This window comes from Campylobacter sp. CCUG 57310 (assembly GCF_013201975.1).
Lineage (GTDB): Bacteria > Campylobacterota > Campylobacteria > Campylobacterales > Campylobacteraceae > Campylobacter_A > Campylobacter_A canis.
In genome coordinates, this window is record NZ_CP053845.1 from 1003833 (window position 1) to 1022024 (window position 18192).

19 protein-coding genes are annotated in these 18192 nt (G+C 39.7%); 10 read left to right on the forward strand and 9 right to left on the reverse strand.

Translation table 11 applies throughout. From position 1 onward, the window contains the following. Nucleotides 1–23: 23 nt before the first annotated feature. The 3 genes from CORI_RS04965 to CORI_RS04975 all read right to left on the reverse strand — a co-directional run bounded on the left by CORI_RS04965 (nucleotide 24) and on the right by CORI_RS04975 (nucleotide 3943). Nucleotides 24–506, reverse strand: coding sequence for a hypothetical protein (locus CORI_RS04965; protein ID WP_173031058.1), 483 nt, complete (start codon nucleotides 504–506; stop codon nucleotides 24–26). A 119-nt stretch (nucleotides 507–625) separates the two neighbouring features. Beyond that, the gene (locus tag CORI_RS04970; protein WP_173031059.1) at nucleotides 626–1405 is read right to left on the reverse strand and encodes a sulfite exporter TauE/SafE family protein; all 780 of its coding nucleotides are present in this window, start codon (nucleotides 1403–1405) and stop codon (nucleotides 626–628) included. Between the two features lie 12 nt (nucleotides 1406–1417). Further along, on the reverse strand, nucleotides 1418–3943 hold the full coding sequence (locus CORI_RS04975; RefSeq protein ID WP_173031060.1) for an AsmA-like C-terminal domain-containing protein: 2526 nt from the start codon (nucleotides 3941–3943) through the stop codon (nucleotides 1418–1420). On the opposite strand from CORI_RS04975, the gene mltG reads away from it, so the two are divergent. The 10 genes from mltG (at nucleotide 3894) to CORI_RS05025 (ending at nucleotide 13515) form a co-directional block, all read left to right on the forward strand. Further along, nucleotides 3894–4856 (forward strand): endolytic transglycosylase MltG, encoded by a 963-nt coding sequence (gene mltG / locus CORI_RS04980; protein WP_173031061.1) that lies wholly within the window; start codon nucleotides 3894–3896, stop codon nucleotides 4854–4856. The genes CORI_RS04975 and mltG overlap by 50 nt on opposite strands. Nucleotides 4857–4916: 60 nt before the next feature. Then, a complete protein-coding gene (locus CORI_RS04985) occupies nucleotides 4917–7127 on the forward strand; it encodes an NADP-dependent isocitrate dehydrogenase (protein ID WP_173031062.1) in 2211 nt (736 codons plus the stop codon). Continuing rightward, entirely contained in the window at nucleotides 7128–8018 is an 891-nt protein-coding gene (locus CORI_RS04990; protein ID WP_173031063.1) for a malate dehydrogenase, read from the forward strand. A gap of 5 nt (nucleotides 8019–8023) precedes the next feature. Next, entirely contained in the window at nucleotides 8024–9202 is a 1179-nt protein-coding gene (gene sucC, locus CORI_RS04995; RefSeq protein WP_173031064.1) for an ADP-forming succinate--CoA ligase subunit beta, read from the forward strand. Next, nucleotides 9199–10077, forward strand: a complete 879-nt coding sequence (gene sucD, locus CORI_RS05000) for a succinate--CoA ligase subunit alpha (protein ID WP_173031065.1) — start codon at nucleotides 9199–9201, stop codon at nucleotides 10075–10077. The genes sucC and sucD overlap by 4 nt, the downstream gene beginning before the upstream one ends. 126 nt (nucleotides 10078–10203) lie before the next feature. Beyond that, entirely contained in the window at nucleotides 10204–10509 is a 306-nt protein-coding gene (locus CORI_RS05005) for a 4Fe-4S binding protein (RefSeq protein ID WP_173031066.1), read from the forward strand. A 1-nt stretch (nucleotide 10510) separates the two neighbouring features. Beyond that, nucleotides 10511–11632 (forward strand): 2-oxoglutarate synthase subunit alpha, encoded by a 1122-nt coding sequence (locus CORI_RS05010; RefSeq protein WP_173031067.1) that lies wholly within the window; start codon nucleotides 10511–10513, stop codon nucleotides 11630–11632. Between the two features lies 1 nt (nucleotide 11633). Then, nucleotides 11634–12479: a 2-oxoglutarate ferredoxin oxidoreductase subunit beta gene (locus tag CORI_RS05015; protein WP_173031068.1), complete on the forward strand. Its 846-nt coding sequence runs from the start codon at nucleotides 11634–11636 to the stop codon at nucleotides 12477–12479. Next, entirely contained in the window at nucleotides 12476–13027 is a 552-nt protein-coding gene (locus tag CORI_RS05020; protein WP_173031069.1) for a 2-oxoacid:acceptor oxidoreductase family protein, read from the forward strand. Before CORI_RS05015 ends, CORI_RS05020 begins: the two co-directional genes overlap by 4 nt. Continuing rightward, nucleotides 13024–13515, forward strand: coding sequence for a flavodoxin domain-containing protein (locus CORI_RS05025; RefSeq protein ID WP_173031070.1), 492 nt, complete (start codon nucleotides 13024–13026; stop codon nucleotides 13513–13515). Before CORI_RS05020 ends, CORI_RS05025 begins: the two co-directional genes overlap by 4 nt. Nucleotides 13516–13563: 48 nt before the next feature. Here CORI_RS05025 and CORI_RS05030 read toward each other — a convergent pair whose 3' ends face one another. The 6 genes from CORI_RS05030 to CORI_RS05055 form a co-directional block, all read right to left on the reverse strand. Beyond that, nucleotides 13564–14013 carry a hypothetical protein gene (locus tag CORI_RS05030; protein ID WP_173031071.1) on the reverse strand — a complete coding sequence of 150 codons (450 nt, stop codon included), beginning with the start codon at nucleotides 14011–14013 and terminating at the stop codon, nucleotides 13564–13566. A 9-nt stretch (nucleotides 14014–14022) separates the two neighbouring features. Then, nucleotides 14023–14673 carry a YggS family pyridoxal phosphate-dependent enzyme gene (locus tag CORI_RS05035; protein WP_173031072.1) on the reverse strand — a complete coding sequence of 217 codons (651 nt, stop codon included), beginning with the start codon at nucleotides 14671–14673 and terminating at the stop codon, nucleotides 14023–14025. Next, a complete protein-coding gene (gene rseP, locus CORI_RS05040) occupies nucleotides 14670–15782 on the reverse strand; it encodes an RIP metalloprotease RseP (protein WP_173031073.1) in 1113 nt (370 codons plus the stop codon). Before rseP ends, CORI_RS05035 begins: the two co-directional genes overlap by 4 nt. A gap of 3 nt (nucleotides 15783–15785) precedes the next feature. Then, a complete protein-coding gene (locus CORI_RS05045; RefSeq protein ID WP_172199696.1) occupies nucleotides 15786–16799 on the reverse strand; it encodes an AI-2E family transporter in 1014 nt (337 codons plus the stop codon). A 68-nt stretch (nucleotides 16800–16867) separates the two neighbouring features. After that, complete coding sequence (gene pgsA / locus CORI_RS05050) at nucleotides 16868–17407, reverse strand: CDP-diacylglycerol--glycerol-3-phosphate 3-phosphatidyltransferase (protein WP_169940893.1); 540 nt, start codon at nucleotides 17405–17407, stop codon at nucleotides 16868–16870. Further along, nucleotides 17404–18192, reverse strand: a complete 789-nt coding sequence (locus CORI_RS05055) for an enoyl-ACP reductase (RefSeq protein ID WP_173031074.1) — start codon at nucleotides 18190–18192, stop codon at nucleotides 17404–17406. The genes pgsA and CORI_RS05055 overlap by 4 nt, the downstream gene beginning before the upstream one ends.

An 18192-nucleotide genomic window follows, 5' to 3' on the forward strand; every position in this document is an offset into this window, starting at 1 on the left:
CAAATTTTAATTTGTGGTTAATTTTACTTAGAAGGTGCTATTAGGTTTCCTCTTAAAGCTATATCACAACCGCTAATGGTGCTAAAATTATGCCCGATACTTTTTATTTCGCCTACTACTTGATATGTGTTTCCTTTTTTAAGTTTTGCGAGCTCATCGTTGTCATAATTTGTGATATAAGTGATAGAGTCTTTGCCTGATTCAAGTCTTGTTCCTCCTTGAGTGATTTGCGTTAGCTTACCCTTTAAGCGGACATTTTTATAAAGATACTCTTTGTTTGCCGCCACTTCGTTTTCTTTCCATGCTTTGCAAATTTTACTTGTGGTTAAGTCTATCACTTCTTTTGAAAGGGCATCATCAGATGAAGAGGTTTGCCCTACTTGACTTATCGACTCTCTTACTTTTTTACTGGTTTCAAGTATGTTATTGCTAGCTTCTTGCATACTGCAACCGGCAAAAGAAAAAGCCGCTATCGCCATTAAAGGGTATTTATAAAAGCTTCTCATAAAATTTATCCTTTTAAATGAATTTTGATTAATTTTATTATAAATCTCTTTAAATATCGTATAATTTTTTACCAATTTATAATACTCAAATAGCGATTATACATAAAATTATATGTATTTTATAAAACTCCACTCATCATCAAAGTAGCTATTATCACAAGAAGTAAAGATATCAGAAATTTTATCTTTTCTATAGTTACTTTTTTGATAAGCTTGGCACCTACAAAAGAGCCCATAAAAGCACAAAGTGTAGCGGTAAGAACTAGAGACAAATTTGCATTTATGGCTTGAGTATGGAAATTTAGCCCATAAACGATAAGGCGAGATATATCAACCATAATGGCTATAAAAACGCCTGTCGCTATAAATTCGCTCTTGCTCATACCGCACTTTATCAAAAACATACTTCTAAAAGCGCCTTGGTGTCCTGAGAGCCCGCCAAAAAATCCGCTTAAAGCTCCGCCTAACGGCAGAAATTTAGGCTCAAATTTCATCTGTTTAAATTTAGGCGAAATTTCAACTATCACAAAGAGCAGTATGAGCGTGCCTATGATAAATTTTATGCTTTCAACTTCCATCTGTTTGCTAAAAATTTCATAGCTAAAAAGAGTATGCGCCGAGCTTAAAAGATTAAGACAAAAAGCTCCTATAAAAGCAAAAATCATTGCAGGAATTCCAAATTTGATTAAAATATTTTTATTAAATTCTCCCGCAAAGAGCGCGCCTTTAAAGATATTGTTTGCAAAATGCACCGTCGCAGTGATCGCAATAGCTACATCAACAGGAAAAAATATCGCCATAACGGGCATAAGAAGCGTACCAAGTCCAAAGCCCGAAAATAGCGTAAGCAGGGCGGATGAAAGCGCGGCAAGGCTAATCGTAACGATCTCTAAACCCATCTTTTGCCTTGATTATTCAAATATTAAAAACGGAGCCTCAAGCACGTTTTTGATGATATTAAACGGCGACATAAGCGTATCTGCAAGCACTTGAGTGGAGTATTTTGGATCATCAAGCGTTCCTCGCACCTTTATGACCGTAGATATGCTTCTATCCTTGCCTAGGATGATTTGATTTATGATAGGGATTGAGCCGATTATGGAGCTTGCGTCTTTTAAAAGCTTTAATTCCAAGTCTATATCGATATTTTTAGTAGCCAAGTCTATAGTGCCGCGACCTGCTATATCGGCACTTGAGCTTTCCAGATCAATCGCTACGAACTCTATCAAATTTCCTTTTTTTTGGAATAAAATTTTGCCGAATTTGATAGGAAATCCCTTTTCCGTAAAGTCCGGTGTCTTAAAGATAATCAGCGACGGAACCGAATTTAAGAAGGTTAAAAGCCTGTTGTAAAATGTATAGTCGCTTAAATTTGCGCCGTGCAATCTTACTTCACCTTTAAAGTTATCTGTGCTTGTTCCTAAAATTCTAAGTTTGAAATTTCCTTTTTCAAAGCTGTTTTTGCCTATTAGAGAATTTACAAATTCTCCGCTAATATCATTTGCGGACATATCGAATTTATCAGCCGTTTTACTAAGGCTTAAAGTGCCGCTGGAAGGCTTTGCTTCAAGCTTCAGGCTATTTTTATCCACGCTTCCGTTATAGCTTAAAAAATCCATCGTTCTATTTATATCATATATCATAATTGATGATTTTATACCGCTAAATTCGATATTTATATCCTTGCTTTGATTGCTATCATCGCTCTTAAGCTCAAAATCCAAATCCTTGATATCCACAAAAGTCTTGCCGTCTTTTACTCTGAATTTAAGCCGGTCCGTAGCGCTCTTGCCCGATATTAAATTCTTTGAAATTTTGATATCAAAGCTGTCGCTGTCATAGTCACTTCCGTCTTTTTCAACTAAAGGAAGGCTAAATTTAGCATCTTTTAAACTCAAATCTATATTTTCAAAATCCTTTGTAACAAGCGTGAAATTCGCGTCCTTTATGCCTATATCCTTAAGCAGAGGGGAGTGGTTGATGACATCTTTTAGGTTGTTTATGGTTATCTTGTTTTCATTGCCAAACACCAAATTTACTTTAGGATTTTCTATATCAAGAGTTACATCTTTTTTGCTAAAATCAAGCTTAGCTTTTAACGGCAAATCAGCGAATTTGGCTATTTCGTTACCGTCTATATTTAGATCAAATTTCTTTACATTGCCGCTTATATCGGCATTTTGCTTAGCTATATCCACATCTACTTTTATATCCGCGTTAAAAAAGTCCATTCCGCTATCAGTGGCATTTACTAAAACCTTATCGTTTGATATATTTATGTCGGCATTTTTTACGTTAAATTTCGCTCCTGCGATATCCACGACACTATCTTTGGCGTTAAATTTGCCATCTATCTTCATATCAAGCTTATCAAAATTCAGATCAAGCTTGAGTCTTCCCTCCGCCTTACCGCTTTTTTGCTCGATAGGTATATCTATATGATACGCTTTTAGGATGGAATTTACCTGCTTATCAAATGCCGCACTTGCCTTTAGATCAAGCAGCAGTCCCGCACCCTTTTCGTCAAAAATTTTATAAATTTCAAGGCTTGTGCCGTTTAAATTTTTACCCTGCCATTTTGGATTTTTAAGGCTAAATTTCAGAGTTTCGTTTTTAAGCTCAACTTTTACTTCTTCTACCGTAGCAGGTGGGAGTTTGGCGTCAAATTTGGCTTTTACGTTTTTAGAAACACCGTTTGCCTTAAGCTCTTTTAAGTAAAAATTCTCGGTTTTTAGGTCAAATTTACCGCTTAAATCCTGCACGAAGTAATTATCCGCAGTCACATATCCGTATATCCAGTTTTTCACGTCTTTATTAAGCTCAAGCTTTGCGCCAAGTTCATCCATGAAGCCCTTTAGACTGCTTGCGTTTATATCGCTTATAGTGTAGTTTAGCATCTCATCTTTAAGTTTTATGTTTGCTTTGCCGTTTAGCTCGTGGCTTGAAAATGTACCGTTAAAATCATAAATATTGTTTTTTATATCCGCGTTTGCATTGCCTGTTAGATTTACATTAAAGTCTTTAAAAGCAAGCCAATAAACATCGATATTAAGTCCGTTTGGTTGAGGAGTAAATGTCGTATCAAGCGTTAGATAAGCCGTATCGATGTGAAATGCGTTTTCAAAAAACAGTATCGTAAATTCGTTGTTATCGAGTTTAATCCTCTCAAGCAATACCTCTTTAAAGAGCATGTCTATCCAGCCTATATTATCCGTTACTCTAAGCAAGCTATCGTTTGAGCTATCTTCTTTGCTGGTCTTTGGAATTTCTATATTTCTAGCTCTTAGAATTAGTTTTTTATCAAGTTTTATATATAATTGTTCGGCTTTAAATTCGCCAAGATCAATTTTTTCTACGTTAATTCCATGCTTTAACGTAGCTATAAGGATGGTTAAAAATATGATGATGAAGGCTAAAATATGCCAAATTTTTTTCATAATATGCGAGATAATATTCATTTTTTCCCTAAGTTTTCTTCTCTATCTTGCAAGACCCGTTGCAACAAGCGAGGTTATTTTCTTGCCAAAAGGCAGTGTAGGCGAAATTATAACATATCTAAAGTCTAAAAATTTTAACATAACAGCGCTGGATAAGCATATCTTAGCCTATATAGGACATCCTCAATCAGGCTGGATAGACGTGGGAGAGGGCAAGCTTGCCAAATTTGATTTTTTACACAAGCTAACCACCGCAAAAGCCGCTATGAGCGAGATTACTTTGATACCGGGCGAAACTACGGCTATATTTTTAAAAGATCTTGCCGTAAAGCTAAATTTAAACGAGCGAATTTTAAATGAGATTTATAGCTCGTCAGCTCCTATTGCCGACGGGTTTTTAGTGCCTGAAACGTATAAAATTCCTATCGGCATAAATGAAAATCAGCTTATCGAGTATCTTTTAAGAGAGTCTAAGGCGTCTCATGAAAATCTCTCTAAAAAGCTTTTAGGCGCATATGACGAGCAAAAATGGCAAGAAATTTTAATCACCGCTTCGGTTATCCAAAAAGAAGCAGCCGATGAGAGCGAAATGCCTCTTGTAAGCTCTGTTATCCAAAACCGCCTTAAAAAAGGCATGAAGCTACAAATGGACGGGACTTTAAACTACGGGCTTTTTTCACACGAAACAGTAACTCCAAAGCGTATCAGAGAGGATAAGAGCAAATTTAACACCTATTTGCACGAGGGGCTTCCACCAAGCCCAATTTGCACGGTTTCAACAGCCGCGATAAAAGCCGCGATAAATCCTGAAAATTCGGAGTATCTATACTTCGTGCGCGACAAAAAGACGATGAAGCATAAATTTAGCAAAACTTACGCCGAACACAACGAGCATATAAAATCCCAAAAGTGAATTTATGCCGAAATTTACGTTAAATTTGCTAATATAATCCAAAATTTATAAAGGCTAAATATGAGCGATATTATTTGGACTAAGACCGATGAAGCGCCTGCGCTTGCTAGCTACTCTTTGCTTGCGATTTTAGAAAATTTTTTAAACAAAGCAGACATCAGTATAAAAAGCGTTGATATATCGCTTGCAGGACGTATAATCGCAGCTTTTAGCGATAGGTTAAAGCCTGAGCAAAGAAGCGAGGATTATCTTGAAATTTTAAGCAAGATGACTGATGATAAATTTGCCAACATCATAAAACTTCCAAATATTTCCGCAAGTATCCCGCAACTAAATGCCGCTATAAACGAGCTTAGAGCCAAAGGATACGATATCCCTCTTTATGTAGAGGAGCCTAAAAACGATGAAGAAAAGATAGCCAAGCAAAGATATCAAAAAGTGCTAGGAAGCGCGGTTAATCCCGTTTTGCGTCAAGGAAATTCAGATAGAAGATCAATCCTCGCAGTAAAAGAATACGCCAAAGCAAATCCTCATAAAATGGGAGCTTGGAGTAAGGATAGCAAAAGCGAAGTAAGCTATATGAGCAAGGGGGATTTTTATTCGAACGAAAAATCATACACTAGCAAAAAAGATGACGTTTTAAAAGTTGAATTTACAAATAAAAACGGCGAAAAAAGAGTGCTTAAAGATGATCTTAAAATCCAAAAAGATGAAGTTATAGACGCTACTTTTATGAGTGTAAACGCTCTTAAAGAATTTATCAAAGAGCAAATTTCAGATGCGAACTCAAAAGAGCTTTTGTTTTCGGTGCATCTAAAAGCCACCATGATGAAGGTAAGCGATCCTGTGATATTTGGTCATTTTGTGCGCGAGTTTTTTGATGAAGCGTTTGAGGAATTTAAAGACGAGTTTAAAGCTCTTAAGATAAATCAAAACAACGGCTTAAAAGAGCTTTTTGAAAAGATCGCTACTCTTGATAAAGAAGTGCAAGAGAAAATTTTGGCTAAATTTGATGAAATTTATGCCAAGCAGCCCAGTTTAGCTATGGTAAATTCAGATCTTGGCATTACAAATTTGCATGTGCCAAGCGATGTGATAATTGATGCTTCAATGCCCGTGATGATAAGAAACTCGGGCAAGATGTGGGATAAAGACGGCTTGTTAAAAGAGGCTAAAGCGGTGATACCCGATCAAACTTATGCAAGAGTTTATGAGAGTGTGATTAAAGATTTTAAGAATAACGGCGCGCTTGATCCAAGCAAGATAGGAAGTGTGGCCAACGTTGGTCTTATGGCAAAGAAAGCCGAGGAGTATGGAAGTCACGATAAGACTTTTATAATGAATGAAGATGGGGTTATAGAGGTTTTAAGTTCAAGCGGTGAAGTTATATTTAAATTTGAAGTTCAAAACGGCGATATATTTCGCATGACGCAGACAAAAGACGACGCGATAAAAAATTGGGTTGAGCTTGCTTTAAATAGAGCTAAAATCACAAATTCCAAGGCTATTTTTTGGCTTGATGAAAATCGTGCCCATGATAAAGAAATTCTTAAAAAAGTAAGAGAAATTTTAAACTCAACCGACTTAAAAGAGCTTGATATAGAAATTTTAAGTCCGGAAGCGGCTTGTAAAAAGACGCTTGATATAATCCGCCAAGGCAAAGACTGCATAAGCGTAACAGGCAATGTGCTAAGAGATTATCTAACCGATCTTTTCCCTATACTTGAGCTTGGAACAAGCGCTAAGATGCTCTCCGTGGTGCCGCTTTTAAAAGGCGGAGGCGTGTTTGAGACGGGAGCGGGCGGGTCTGCTCCAAAGATAGCAGAGCAGTTTTTTGAGGAAAATCACCTAAGATGGGATAGTTTAGGCGAATTTTTAGCGCTAATTGCAAGCTTAGAGCATCTGGCAAATACAAAAAACAATGAAAACGCAAGAATTTTATCGCTTACTTTAAATCAAGCCGTTGCAAAATGGCTTAAAGAAAATCGCGCTCCGCTTAAAAAGGCGGGAGAGCCCGATAATCGCACGAGCCATTTTTATCTTGCGCTTTACTGGGCGGATGAGCTTGCGCAAAACGGCGGCAAACTCGCTGGCAAATTTCAAAATTTGGCCAATGCGCTAAAAGAAAACGAAAGTGTTATAAACAAAGAGCTTTTAGAAGCGCAAGGCGCTAAGGTGGATATCGGCGGGTATTATAAATTTGATGATAAACTGGCGCAAATCGCCATGAGACCAAGTAATACACTAAATCAAATCATAAGAGAGGTTTAAATGAAAATTTCAGTTATCGGAGCGGGAAATGTCGGTGCAAGCGTAGCTAGCACACTGGTTTTAAGAGAAGTTGCGGACGAAATCGCGCTTGTTGATATATTTGGCAACGTTGCGGCGGCTAAGGCTATAGATTTGGCTCAAAGTGCGGCTGTTTTTGGTATCGATGTGAAGGTTGAGGGCGGAGATGATTTTTCGCTTTTAAAAGATAGCGATATAGTGGTAATCACCGCAGGAAGCCCTAGAAAAGAGGGTCAGACTAGAGAAGATCTGCTTCTTAAAAACGCAGGCATCGTAAAAAGTAGCGTTGAAAATATCGTAAAATTTGCACCAAATGCGATAATCATAACGGTAACAAACCCGCTTGACGTGCTAAATTTCGTTGTTTATAAAGTAAGCGGCTTTGATAAAAAGCGCATTATCGGTATGGCGGGCGAACTTGACTCGGCAAGGCTTAAATTCGAGATAGGTCAAAAAACAGGACTTAAAAATTCAGAGTTTAACGCTCATATCATAGGCTCTCACAACGACGACATGCTAGTTTTAAAAGAAAATGTCAGCGTAAATTTAGACGAAGCAAGCTTTAACGAAGTGGCTCATGAGGCAAAAACAGGCGGGGCTAAGATAGTAAAACTGCTTGGCACATCGGCGTATTATGCACCTGGAGCTGCAGTAGCCAAGATGTGTGAGGCGATAGTTAAAGAGCGCGATGAGTGGCTAAGCTGCTGCGTGGTCTTGGATGAAAATTTAACTTGCGGCAGACGAGTAAGGCTTGGCAAAGACGGAATCAAAGAGATAAAAGAGCTTAGCCAAAACGAAAAAGAGGCTGTGCAAAAAAGCCAAGATGATATTAAGAGAAATATAGAATTTCTTATCCAAAGTAAATTTTTCTAAGTAAAATGAACATTCACGAATATCAAGCAAAAGCTATTTTAAAGGAATTTGGCATAAACGTAGCGGGCGGCAAGCTCGCTTACTCAATCGATGAGGCATTGCAAGCCGCAAAAAAGCTAAATGGCGATAAATTCGTCATTAAAGCTCAGGTTCACGCAGGCGGTCGGGGTCTTGGCGGTGGCGTAAAGATAGCCAAAAGCCTAAGCGAAGTTGAAAGTATCGCAAAAGATATGCTTGGCATGAGCCTTATAACTCCCCAAACCTCAAAAGATGGCAAAGTCGTTAGAAAAATTTATATCGAGGAAGCGCTTGATATAAGCAAAGAAATTTATCTAAGTCTCGCCTTTGACAGAAAAGAGGAAAACATTAGCATAATCGCCTCAAAAGAGGGCGGAATGAGTATAGAAGAGACCGCCAAGGATCATCCCGAGCTTATCAAAAAGGTAAATGTAGATCCGCAGATCGGACTGCGCGACTTTCATATCTTAAATTTGATAGGATTTTTTGGATTTAGCAAGGAGTTAAGCCTAAAATTTAGCGAAATTTTAAAAAAGCTTTATCAAATTTATATAAGCAAAGATGCGAATTTGATAGAGATAAATCCTTTGGTTTTAACTTCCAAGGATGAATTTTACGCGCTTGATGCGAAGATGAGCTTTGATGACAGCGCCGTTTTTAGGCATAGCGAAATTTTAGCCCTTAAAGATGACGATGAAGAGGAACCAAGTGAGCTTGAAGCCAAAAAAAGCAGGCTTAACTACGTCAAGTTAGAAGGCAATGTAGGCTGTATAGTAAATGGTGCTGGGCTTGCCATGGCTACTATGGACATCATCCAAAACGCAGGTGGAAAGAGCGCAAATTTCTTAGACGTAGGCGGTTCGGCAAACCCTGCAAGCGTGGCAAAAGCCTTTGAGATAATACTTCGCGATAAAAATGTAAAATCGATATTTGTAAATATCTTTGGCGGTATCGTAAGGTGCGATAGGATTGCCGGCGGAATTTTAGAAGCGGCTAAAGAATTTGAGCTAAAAACCCCTATCGTAATCAGACTTCAAGGGACAAATTCGACCGAGGCTATGGATATGCTAAAAAGTGCGGAGTTAAAGAATTTGCATGTAGTTGAAAATTTGCTTGATGGCGCAAGATTGGCCGTTAAATTCGCAAACGAAAAAGATTTAATATGAGCATATTAATAGATAAAAACACGAAAGTTATCGTGCAGGGCTTTACGGGCAAGGAAGGGACATTTCACTCTCAAAGCTGTCTAGAATACGGCACGCAAATTTTAGGCGGAGTAACTCCTTTTAAAGGAGGGCAAACTCATCTAAATTTGCCCGTGTTTGACACGGTAGAGCAAGCCGTAAATGCGACAAAAGCCGATACAAGCTTAGTCTTTGTGCCAAGCGCCTTTGCAAAAGACGCTATAATCGAAGCTGCGGACGCCGGCATAAAACTAGCCGTAGTTATCACCGAGCATGTGCCTGTGCTTGATATGCTTCATGCTAAAGCTTACGCGATCAAAAAAGGAATGCGTATCATCGGACCAAACTGCCCGGGTATCATAAGCTCAAACGAGTGTAAGCTGGGCATCATGCCAAGCTCTGTCTTTAAGCGAGCGCAAACCAACATCGGTATCATATCCAAATCAGGCACCTTAACCTACGAAGGTGCAAACGAGATCATCAAAGCGGGGTTTGGAATTTCAACCGCCGTGGGCATAGGCGGAGACGCCGTTATAGGAATGGCTTACGAGGAGCTTTTAGAGCTTTTTGAAGCTGATAATGATACCAAAGCGATACTTTTAATAGGAGAAATCGGCGGAGATCTTGAAGTAAAAGCCTGCAAGATGATAAAAGAGAAAATTTCAAAGCCGATAGTTGCCTTTATCGCAGGAAATTCCGCTCCAAAAGGGCGTAAAATGGGTCATGCAGGAGCTATTATAAACGGCATAGAAGGAAGTGCGGAGTATAAGATGAAAGCGCTTAGAGAAGCAGGCGTGTTTGTCGTGGATACTCCTACTGATATAGGTGCGAAATTTAAAGAGATAATAAAAATTTAAAGCAGAGCGGATATATTCGCTACTTAAATAAAAACTAAAATAAATTTTATCTATTTTTTGAAATCTTAAATTTAAGCAAGATTATATAAAATTGCTGAATTTAGAAATTTTAAGCAAGGAAAACAGATGTTGATAAAAGAGGGTGTCGCAGTTTGGGTTGATACGACTCGCTGTAAAGCCTGTGATATATGCGTTAGTTATTGTCCTGCAGGTGTGCTTGGTATGAGGCTAGAACCAAGTGCTGTGCTTGGTAAGATGATAGAGGTAGTGCACGAAGAGGCCTGTATAGGCTGTAGGGATTGTGAGCTTCACTGTCCTGATTTTGCGATTTATGTAGCCGATAAGGGCTTTAAATTTGCTAAACTTAGCGCGGAGAGTAAGGCTAGGGCCCAAGCCGTAAAAGCTAACCGCTACGAAAAGCTAGGAGCCTAATATGAGAGAGATCATATCAAGCGGAAATGAGCTAGTAGCACTTGCTGCGATAGATGCGGGATGTAACTTCTTTGGCGGATATCCGATAACTCCTTCAAGCGAGATAGCTCACGAGCTAAGCGTGCTTTTGCCAAAAAACGACGGCAAATTTATCCAAATGGAAGATGAGATAGCGGGAATTTCAGTAGCACTTGGAGCCGCTATGAGCGGAGCTAAGGCTATGACCGCAAGCTCGGGACCCGGGATCTCGCTTAAGGCCGAGCAGATAGGGCTTGGATTTATCGCCGAAATTCCGCTCGTGATCGTAAATGTAATGCGCGGAGGACCAAGTACGGGACTTCCTACACGCGTATCACAAGGCGATATCTTGCAGGCAAAAAACCCGAGCCACGGCGATATAAACAGCATAGTTATCGCTCCTGCAAGCTTAGAGGAGTGCTACACTGAGACTATTCGAGCCTTTAATCTAGCCGAGCGTTTCATGACGCCTGTGTTTTTACTGCTTGATGAGACTATAGGGCACATGCACGCTAAGGCGATTTTGCCTGAACTTAGCGAGCTTGAAATTTATAATAGAAAGCAGTTTGAAGGCGAGGCAAGCGAGTATAAGCCTTACAAAGCCGCAAGCGATGAGCCGGCGACTTTGAATAAATTTTTTAAAGGTTACAGATATCATATCACGGGGCTTCATCACGGCGAAACCGGCTTTCCTACAGAAGACGGCAAGATAGTAGAATACAACATCAACAGGCTGTTTAACAAGATAAATGCTCACACCGACAAGATAGACTCTTTTGAGGAGTATAGACTAGATGACGCTGAAATTTGCATCATAGCTTACGGAAGCGTGGCAAGAGCCGCTAAAGAGGCGGTTGAAATTTTACGCAAAGAGGGCTTGAAAGTAGGGCTGTTTAAGCCTATTACGCTATTTCCGGTAGCAAAAGAAAAGCTAAAAAATATCAGTGCAAAATTTGAGAAAATTTTAATCTGCGAGCTAAATTTAGGTCAATACACGGGCGAAATTCAAAAGGCAACGCTTAAAGAGAGCTTTAAAACGCTTCACAAGGCAAACGGACGACCGATCAGCCCGCAAGAGATCATCGCCAAGATAGGGGAGTTTTAAGATGGCATTTAACTACGATAAATATCTAAGAATAGACAAGATGCCGACCCTTTGGTGCTGGGGATGTGGCGACGGCGTGATACTTAAAGCGGTCATTCGCGCTATAGATAAGCTTGGATGGGATATGGATGATGTCTGCGTGGTTTCTGGTATCGGCTGCTCCGGACGATTTAGCTCTTATATGAACTGCAACACCGTTCACACGACTCACGGACGAGCAATAGCCTATGCGACGGGCATAAAGCTGGCAAATCCAAACAAACACGTGATCGTAGTAACCGGTGACGGAGACGGGCTTGCTATAGGCGGCAACCACACTATACACGGCTGTAGGCGCAATATCAACTTAAACCATATCCTCATAAACAACTTCATCTACGGGCTTACAAACTCCCAAACCAGCCCGACTACTCCGCGCGGAATGTGGACGGTTACGGCGCAACTTGGAAACATCGATCCAAGCTTTGATGCTTGTAAGCTTGCAATCGCGGCTGGAGCGACATTTGTAGCTAGGCAAAACGTTATAGAAGCTACAAAGCTAGAGAAAATTTTAGCCGAAGGCTTTGCTCACGACGGATACAGCTTCTTTGACGTGTTTTCAAACTGTCATATAAATTTAGGCAGAAAAAACAAGATGGCTCAAGCCGTTCAAACTCTTGAATGGATAGAGTCGCTTTGCGTGAGCAAAACGAAATTTGATGCTCTTAGCGAGGATGAGCAAAAGGGCAAATTCCCGCTTGGAATTTTGCATCACGACACAACCAAAACCGAATACACCAAAGCCTACGATCAGGTGATAAAAGCCGCTAAGAGTGGAGAGAAAATCGACTTTGGAGCGATGATATGAAAAGACAGCTTAGATTTGTAGGTGTGGGCGGTCAGGGTGTTATACTAGCGGGTGAAATTCTAGCCGCAGCCAAGATAGAAGAGGGCGGATACGGGGTTAAGGCCTCGACTTATACATCGCAGGTTAGAGGAGGGCCGACGAAGGTTGATATCTTGCTTAGCGAAGATGAAATTTTATATCCTTATGCAAACGAAGGCGAGATAGAATTTATGCTTGCGACGGCTCAGGTAAGCTTTGAGCTATTTAAAGAGGGTGTTAAAGACGGCGGTATCATCGTCATAGAGCCAAATTTGGTTCACGCAAGCGATGAGGATAGAAAGAGGTGGCAAATTTATGAAATTCCCATCATCACTATCGCAAAAGACGAGGTTAGAAACGTCATAACTCAAAGCGTAGTTGCGCTTGGTGTGGCGGTTGAGATGAGTGGGTGCATGGACGCAAATTTAGTGCGCGAAGTTATGCTCTCAAAGGTGCCGCCAAAGGTGCATGAGGCTAATACAAAAGCTTATGAATTAGGTATAAAATATGCAAAGGAGATAAAGAAATGATAGGAATATTTTACGCAACAGGCAAAGGCGATACGCAAAAAGCGTGCGAATATGCGGCAGCTAAGTTGGGTGCCGAAGTTAAAGTGATAAAAGCGGTTAAAGATGTAGCGCAATCAAGCGAATTTGAAGGCTTTGATCTTTTGATCTTAGCAAGCTCAAGTTATGGATTTGGCGAGCTTCATGAGGATTGGAAGGCAAAGCTTGGCTTGCTAAAAGAGGCAAATTTAAAAGGTAAAAAAGTAGCTTTAATAGGAGTTGGCAATCAAGAGCGCCACGGCGATAACTTCTGTGGCGGGATAGTTGAGTTTTTGCCTTTTGTAAAGGGAGCTTCATTGCTTGGTGCAAAAGATAAGGACGGATATAAATTTGACTACTCATCTGCATTTATAAACGGTAAATTTATCGGACTAGTGCTTGATACGAAGGGCGATAAAGAGTACGAAAAACGTATAGATAAATGGGCAAGCGACATAAAAGCTCAAATTTAACTTTTAAATCCGCTTGGTTTGTGTCATCACTGGCCAAGCAGAAATTTATTACTTTTTATTAAGCTCTTCTTTTGTTTTAAATTTATCCGTATTTGATAGATAGTGCGTAAGTTTAGCTAGAGAATTTATTAAGAATATATATAAAATAATAGGAATACCAAAAAGAAAACCAGAAAAGAGAATAGTACCATAAATCATATCTGTTGTAGGCTTTAGTATTTCTATATAATAATATCGTCCTTGCATACTTCCTTCATTCCATCCTTCTGCATTAAATAATATTAAAAAATTTGCAATCAATATAAGGATAACAAGTAAAATGTAGTTATTTTTCCTAATTGGAGTTATTGCATACAAAAGACAAACTGCCATATTTATTGCCATCAAGTAAAAGAAAGGAAATCCTTCTCCCGCTAATATTAAAATTATGCCTATGCAGACAATAACATAGCCTAGTTCTGATACAAACTTTTTTGTTGTTTCTATATCTTTGTTCATGTTTTAGCCTTATTTATACAAAACAGACCCAAGACGAACCATATTTGAGCCGCATTTTATAGCTAGTTCAAAGTCGCTACTCATCCCCATAGAGCAAATTTTAGCTCCATACTGCTCAAGTTCTTCATAAATTTTGCGCGTAGTTTCAAAGCTTTTTTGGATAGTCTTTATATCATCAACATGCGCGCCGATACTCATTACACCCACGGGGCGTAGGAATTTGCATCTCTCTTTGATAGATAAAAATGTCTCCACCGCCATTTTAGCTTCCACACCCTGCTTACTCTCCTCTTCGGCGGAGTTTATCTGAAGCAAGCACTCAAGCTCATAGTTAAGCCTTTTATCCACTTCAAGAGCAGCTTTAAGGCTTTCGCAACTTTGCCAAAGAGTAGGTCGCAAAGATATGAGCTGGTTTATTTTATTGCTTTGAAGGCGACCGATAAAGTGCCATTTTATAGGATTTTGTGGCAAAATTTCAGCTAAAATTTGCTGTTTGTTTTTAAGTTCTTGGACTCTATTTTCACCAAAATCAACTTGCCCCTCATTAAAAAGCTCTAAAACTTCTTTTACGGTTACGTTTTTACTGACGGCAACTAGCTTTACGGCTTCATTTAGACCGGTGCTATTAATACGTTTTAAAATTTCTTCTAAGTTGCTCATTGTCCGCTACCGCTTAATCTTAAAATATCATTAAACGTTGCAAATATCATAAGCGTTAGCAGCAAAGCCCAGCCGCAGTAAGTAAGTCCAATATAGACTTTTTCATTCATCTCGCGGCGAAAAATCAGCTCATAAAGGTTAAAAAGTATATGTCCGCCGTCAAGCGCAGGGATGGGCAGCAGGTTTAGCACACCTAAATTTACAGATATCAAAGCAGTGATGATGAGCAGGGTTGAGATACCGATTTTAGCTGCTTTTGATGTGATATCGGCTATTTGGATTATCCCACCCATATCCTTCATTGGCACGACACCCTCGATCAGTTTACCTATACCTATAAATATGAGCTTTGAAGCCTCAAGCGTCTCTTTGTATGCAAATTTGATCGAGTTAAGACCTGTGTTTTTTAAATTTATTATCTCTCCGCTTGGGGATATGCCGATGAGCGGTTTTTGGATTTTCTCTCGAAATAGATTTAGGCTCTCGCCTATCTTTGGGGTTAAATTTATGGTTAAAATTTTGCCTTCGCGTTCTATTTCTATCGTTGTAGGCTTTGGTAAAATTTGCTTAGTTATCTGGTCCCACTCGCGGATAGTAACTCCATCAATGCTTAAAATTTTATCGTTTTTCATGATGCCAGCTTGTAGGGCTGCCGAATCAGGCACAACGCTTCCCACAACGGGAGCCAGTCTATCTACGCCGATATATCCAAGTGCGATAAAAAGCAAAAACGCCAAAGCGAAGTTAAAAAACGGTCCTGCAAAGAGGATAAAGATACGTCCAAGAGGAGTTAGTTTATTGTAGCTGTCATCATCCATGCTTTTTGCCGCAGGGTTTGAGTCGTCTTGCCCCTTTAGGCTTACATAGCCTCCAAGCGGGATGGCTGATATGGCGTATTCGGTCTGTCCGATCTTCTTTGAGTATAGGCTCTCGCCAAATCCGACACTAAATTTAAGAACGCCGACCTTAAGTATCCTAGCAGCCGTAAAGTGTCCAAGCTCATGGAAAAATACCAAAAACGAGATGGCAAAAACCGTTATAAAAAAATACCAAGAGTAGGCATAAACGCCTGCAATTAAGAGTAAAATAACAAATATTATACTTTTCAAATTCTACCTTTCAATCTTATCGCTAAGTAAAACGGCGATAAATTTCGTGTTAGGGTTGGCATCAAGAGCCAATTTAAGGCTCATAGTAAGCGGAACTGCCAAAAACATACCGCCGATACCGAATAAAAATCCCCAAAAAAGAAGGCTAAGCAGCACAACAAGAGTGCTTATGCCAAGCCCTTTGCCAAGAAATCTCGGCTCAATAAAATTTCCGATAGCTAAATTCACGACAAGATATAGTATCACGGTCCAAAACGTCGTGCTAATATCGTTTATAAGAAGCGAAACAAGTATCGCAGGAAACGCCGCTATGATAGAGCCGATAGTCGGGATAAAGTTTAAAACAAAAGCGACAATCCCCCAAAGCGGAGCGTAAGGCACACCAAGCATCTCAAGCCCTGCAAATATAAAAACTCCCGTCGCAAAAGAAGCTATGGTCTTTATCTCAAGATAGCGCTTTAAATTTGAGATAAAGGTATCTACGATCATCTCGGCTTGCGGGTTTTTGCTGGCAAAATAATCAACCTTTTGCCTAAATATGTGCGTTTCAAAAAGCATAAACGTAACAAGCAAAAATATAAAAAAACTCTTTGAAGCAAGCTCTGTGCTGCTTCTTAAAAGCGTGCCGAGGTTTGCGAAAATTTTATTCGGGTCATAATCGCTTGGGATGATCTTTTGAACATCTTCAACTCCGTATTTAGCCAAAATGCTTATCACTTGATCGTTGAAAATTTTAAATTTAGCTTGAAGCTCCGGAAGATGTCCTAAAAGCCCATTTATGGTACTTATAACGGTATTTGTAACAAAGCCCAAAGATACAAAAATAACCCCCACAACCAAGATAAACGCGACTATTCTTGGTAGCTTTAGCTTCTGAAGCTGATTGATCGCGGGAGAGATAACGATAGCTATAAAAACAGCTATCAAAAACGGCAAAACTATCGTGCCTGCAGCCTTAAGACCTGCAGCAACCACAACAAAGCTTGCCAAATATACTATAAATACATTGCTTTTCAAAAAATTCCTTTAAAATTTAGCAAATTATAATTTAAAATTTTAAATAGGTCGCGATGATAAAACCAAATTTACTTATCCGATTTAATATAAGCAAAAATATACTCAAACCCCGAATATAGCGTTAATCCAACCGCTATCCAGAGTAGTAAATTTGCAAACGGCCACTGCATTATCAAAAATCCTATGGCTATCATTTGAAATACGGTTTTTACTTTTCCCGCCATTGAAGCTGCCAAATTTAGCCCTTCGGCTGCGATAACCACGCGAAAGCCGGTTATGAAAAATTCACGAATCAAGATGAGATATATAGCCCAAGGACTTGCTCTATCCATCATCATGAGCCCCAAAAATGCAGCCAGAGTCAGCATCTTATCGGCCAAGGGATCAATGATGGCACCAAGCTTGGTCTTTTGATCCCACGCTCTTGCGATATAGCCGTCAAAAAAATCGGTTACACTAGCGATAACAAAAATAAGTCCCGCAAAATAATTTATCCAGCTGATATGCACATCTTCAAAATGCGTATTGGCATTTACGAGGATATAAAACATCGCAGGCGCTAGTAAAATGCGTAAAAACGCAAGTAAATTCGGTAAATTTAAGCTCATTTAAATGTCGTTCCGCCGTCTATTATAAATGTATGTCCAGTTATCCAGCTAGCCTTGCTTGAGCAAAGAAATAAGCATGCTCCGGCCAAGTCTGTCGGCTGTCCCATACGATTTAGCGGGCTAAGCTTAGCCGTCATATCGCGCACTTCTTCGTAGTTGGTAAAAGCTCTTAGTGCGTCCGTTTCGATAGGTCCACCGCTTACCACATTTACTCGGATGTTTTTTTCTCCGAGTTCGGTTGCAGCATATCTTGCCATAGCTTCAACGGCCGCTTTTGAAGCTCCGTGCCCCGCATAGTTTTCGATATAGACCAAATTTCCCGTTGAGCTAAGAGATATTATGCTTCCGCCACCTGTTTTTTCCATCCTTTTTGCAGCCTCTTGAGCGCCTACTACGAAGGCATTTACGGTGGCTGTAAAGATATTATTTATCCCTCTTGGGCGAAGCTTCATAAATTTCGTGTACCCACCCGCAACCGCGCGCCCTGAAATGATAGCGTTTGATATGAAAAAATCCACGCGATCAAAGTCATTATCAATCTGCTCAAATAGATCTTTATAAGTTTCCGGTTCAAGAATGTTTAGTCCGTAAGCTCTTGCCTTTATGCCAAAAATTTCTTCAAGCTCTTTAGCTTGCGTGTTTGCAAGCTCTTCGTTTGAGTTGTAAGTAAAAGCGATATTTGCTCCGATTTTGGCGAATTCCTCTACGATCGCTCGTCCTATTCCTCTTGTACCTCCGCTTATAACTAGCGTTTTTCCTCTAAATTCATCTGCAAATTTATCCAC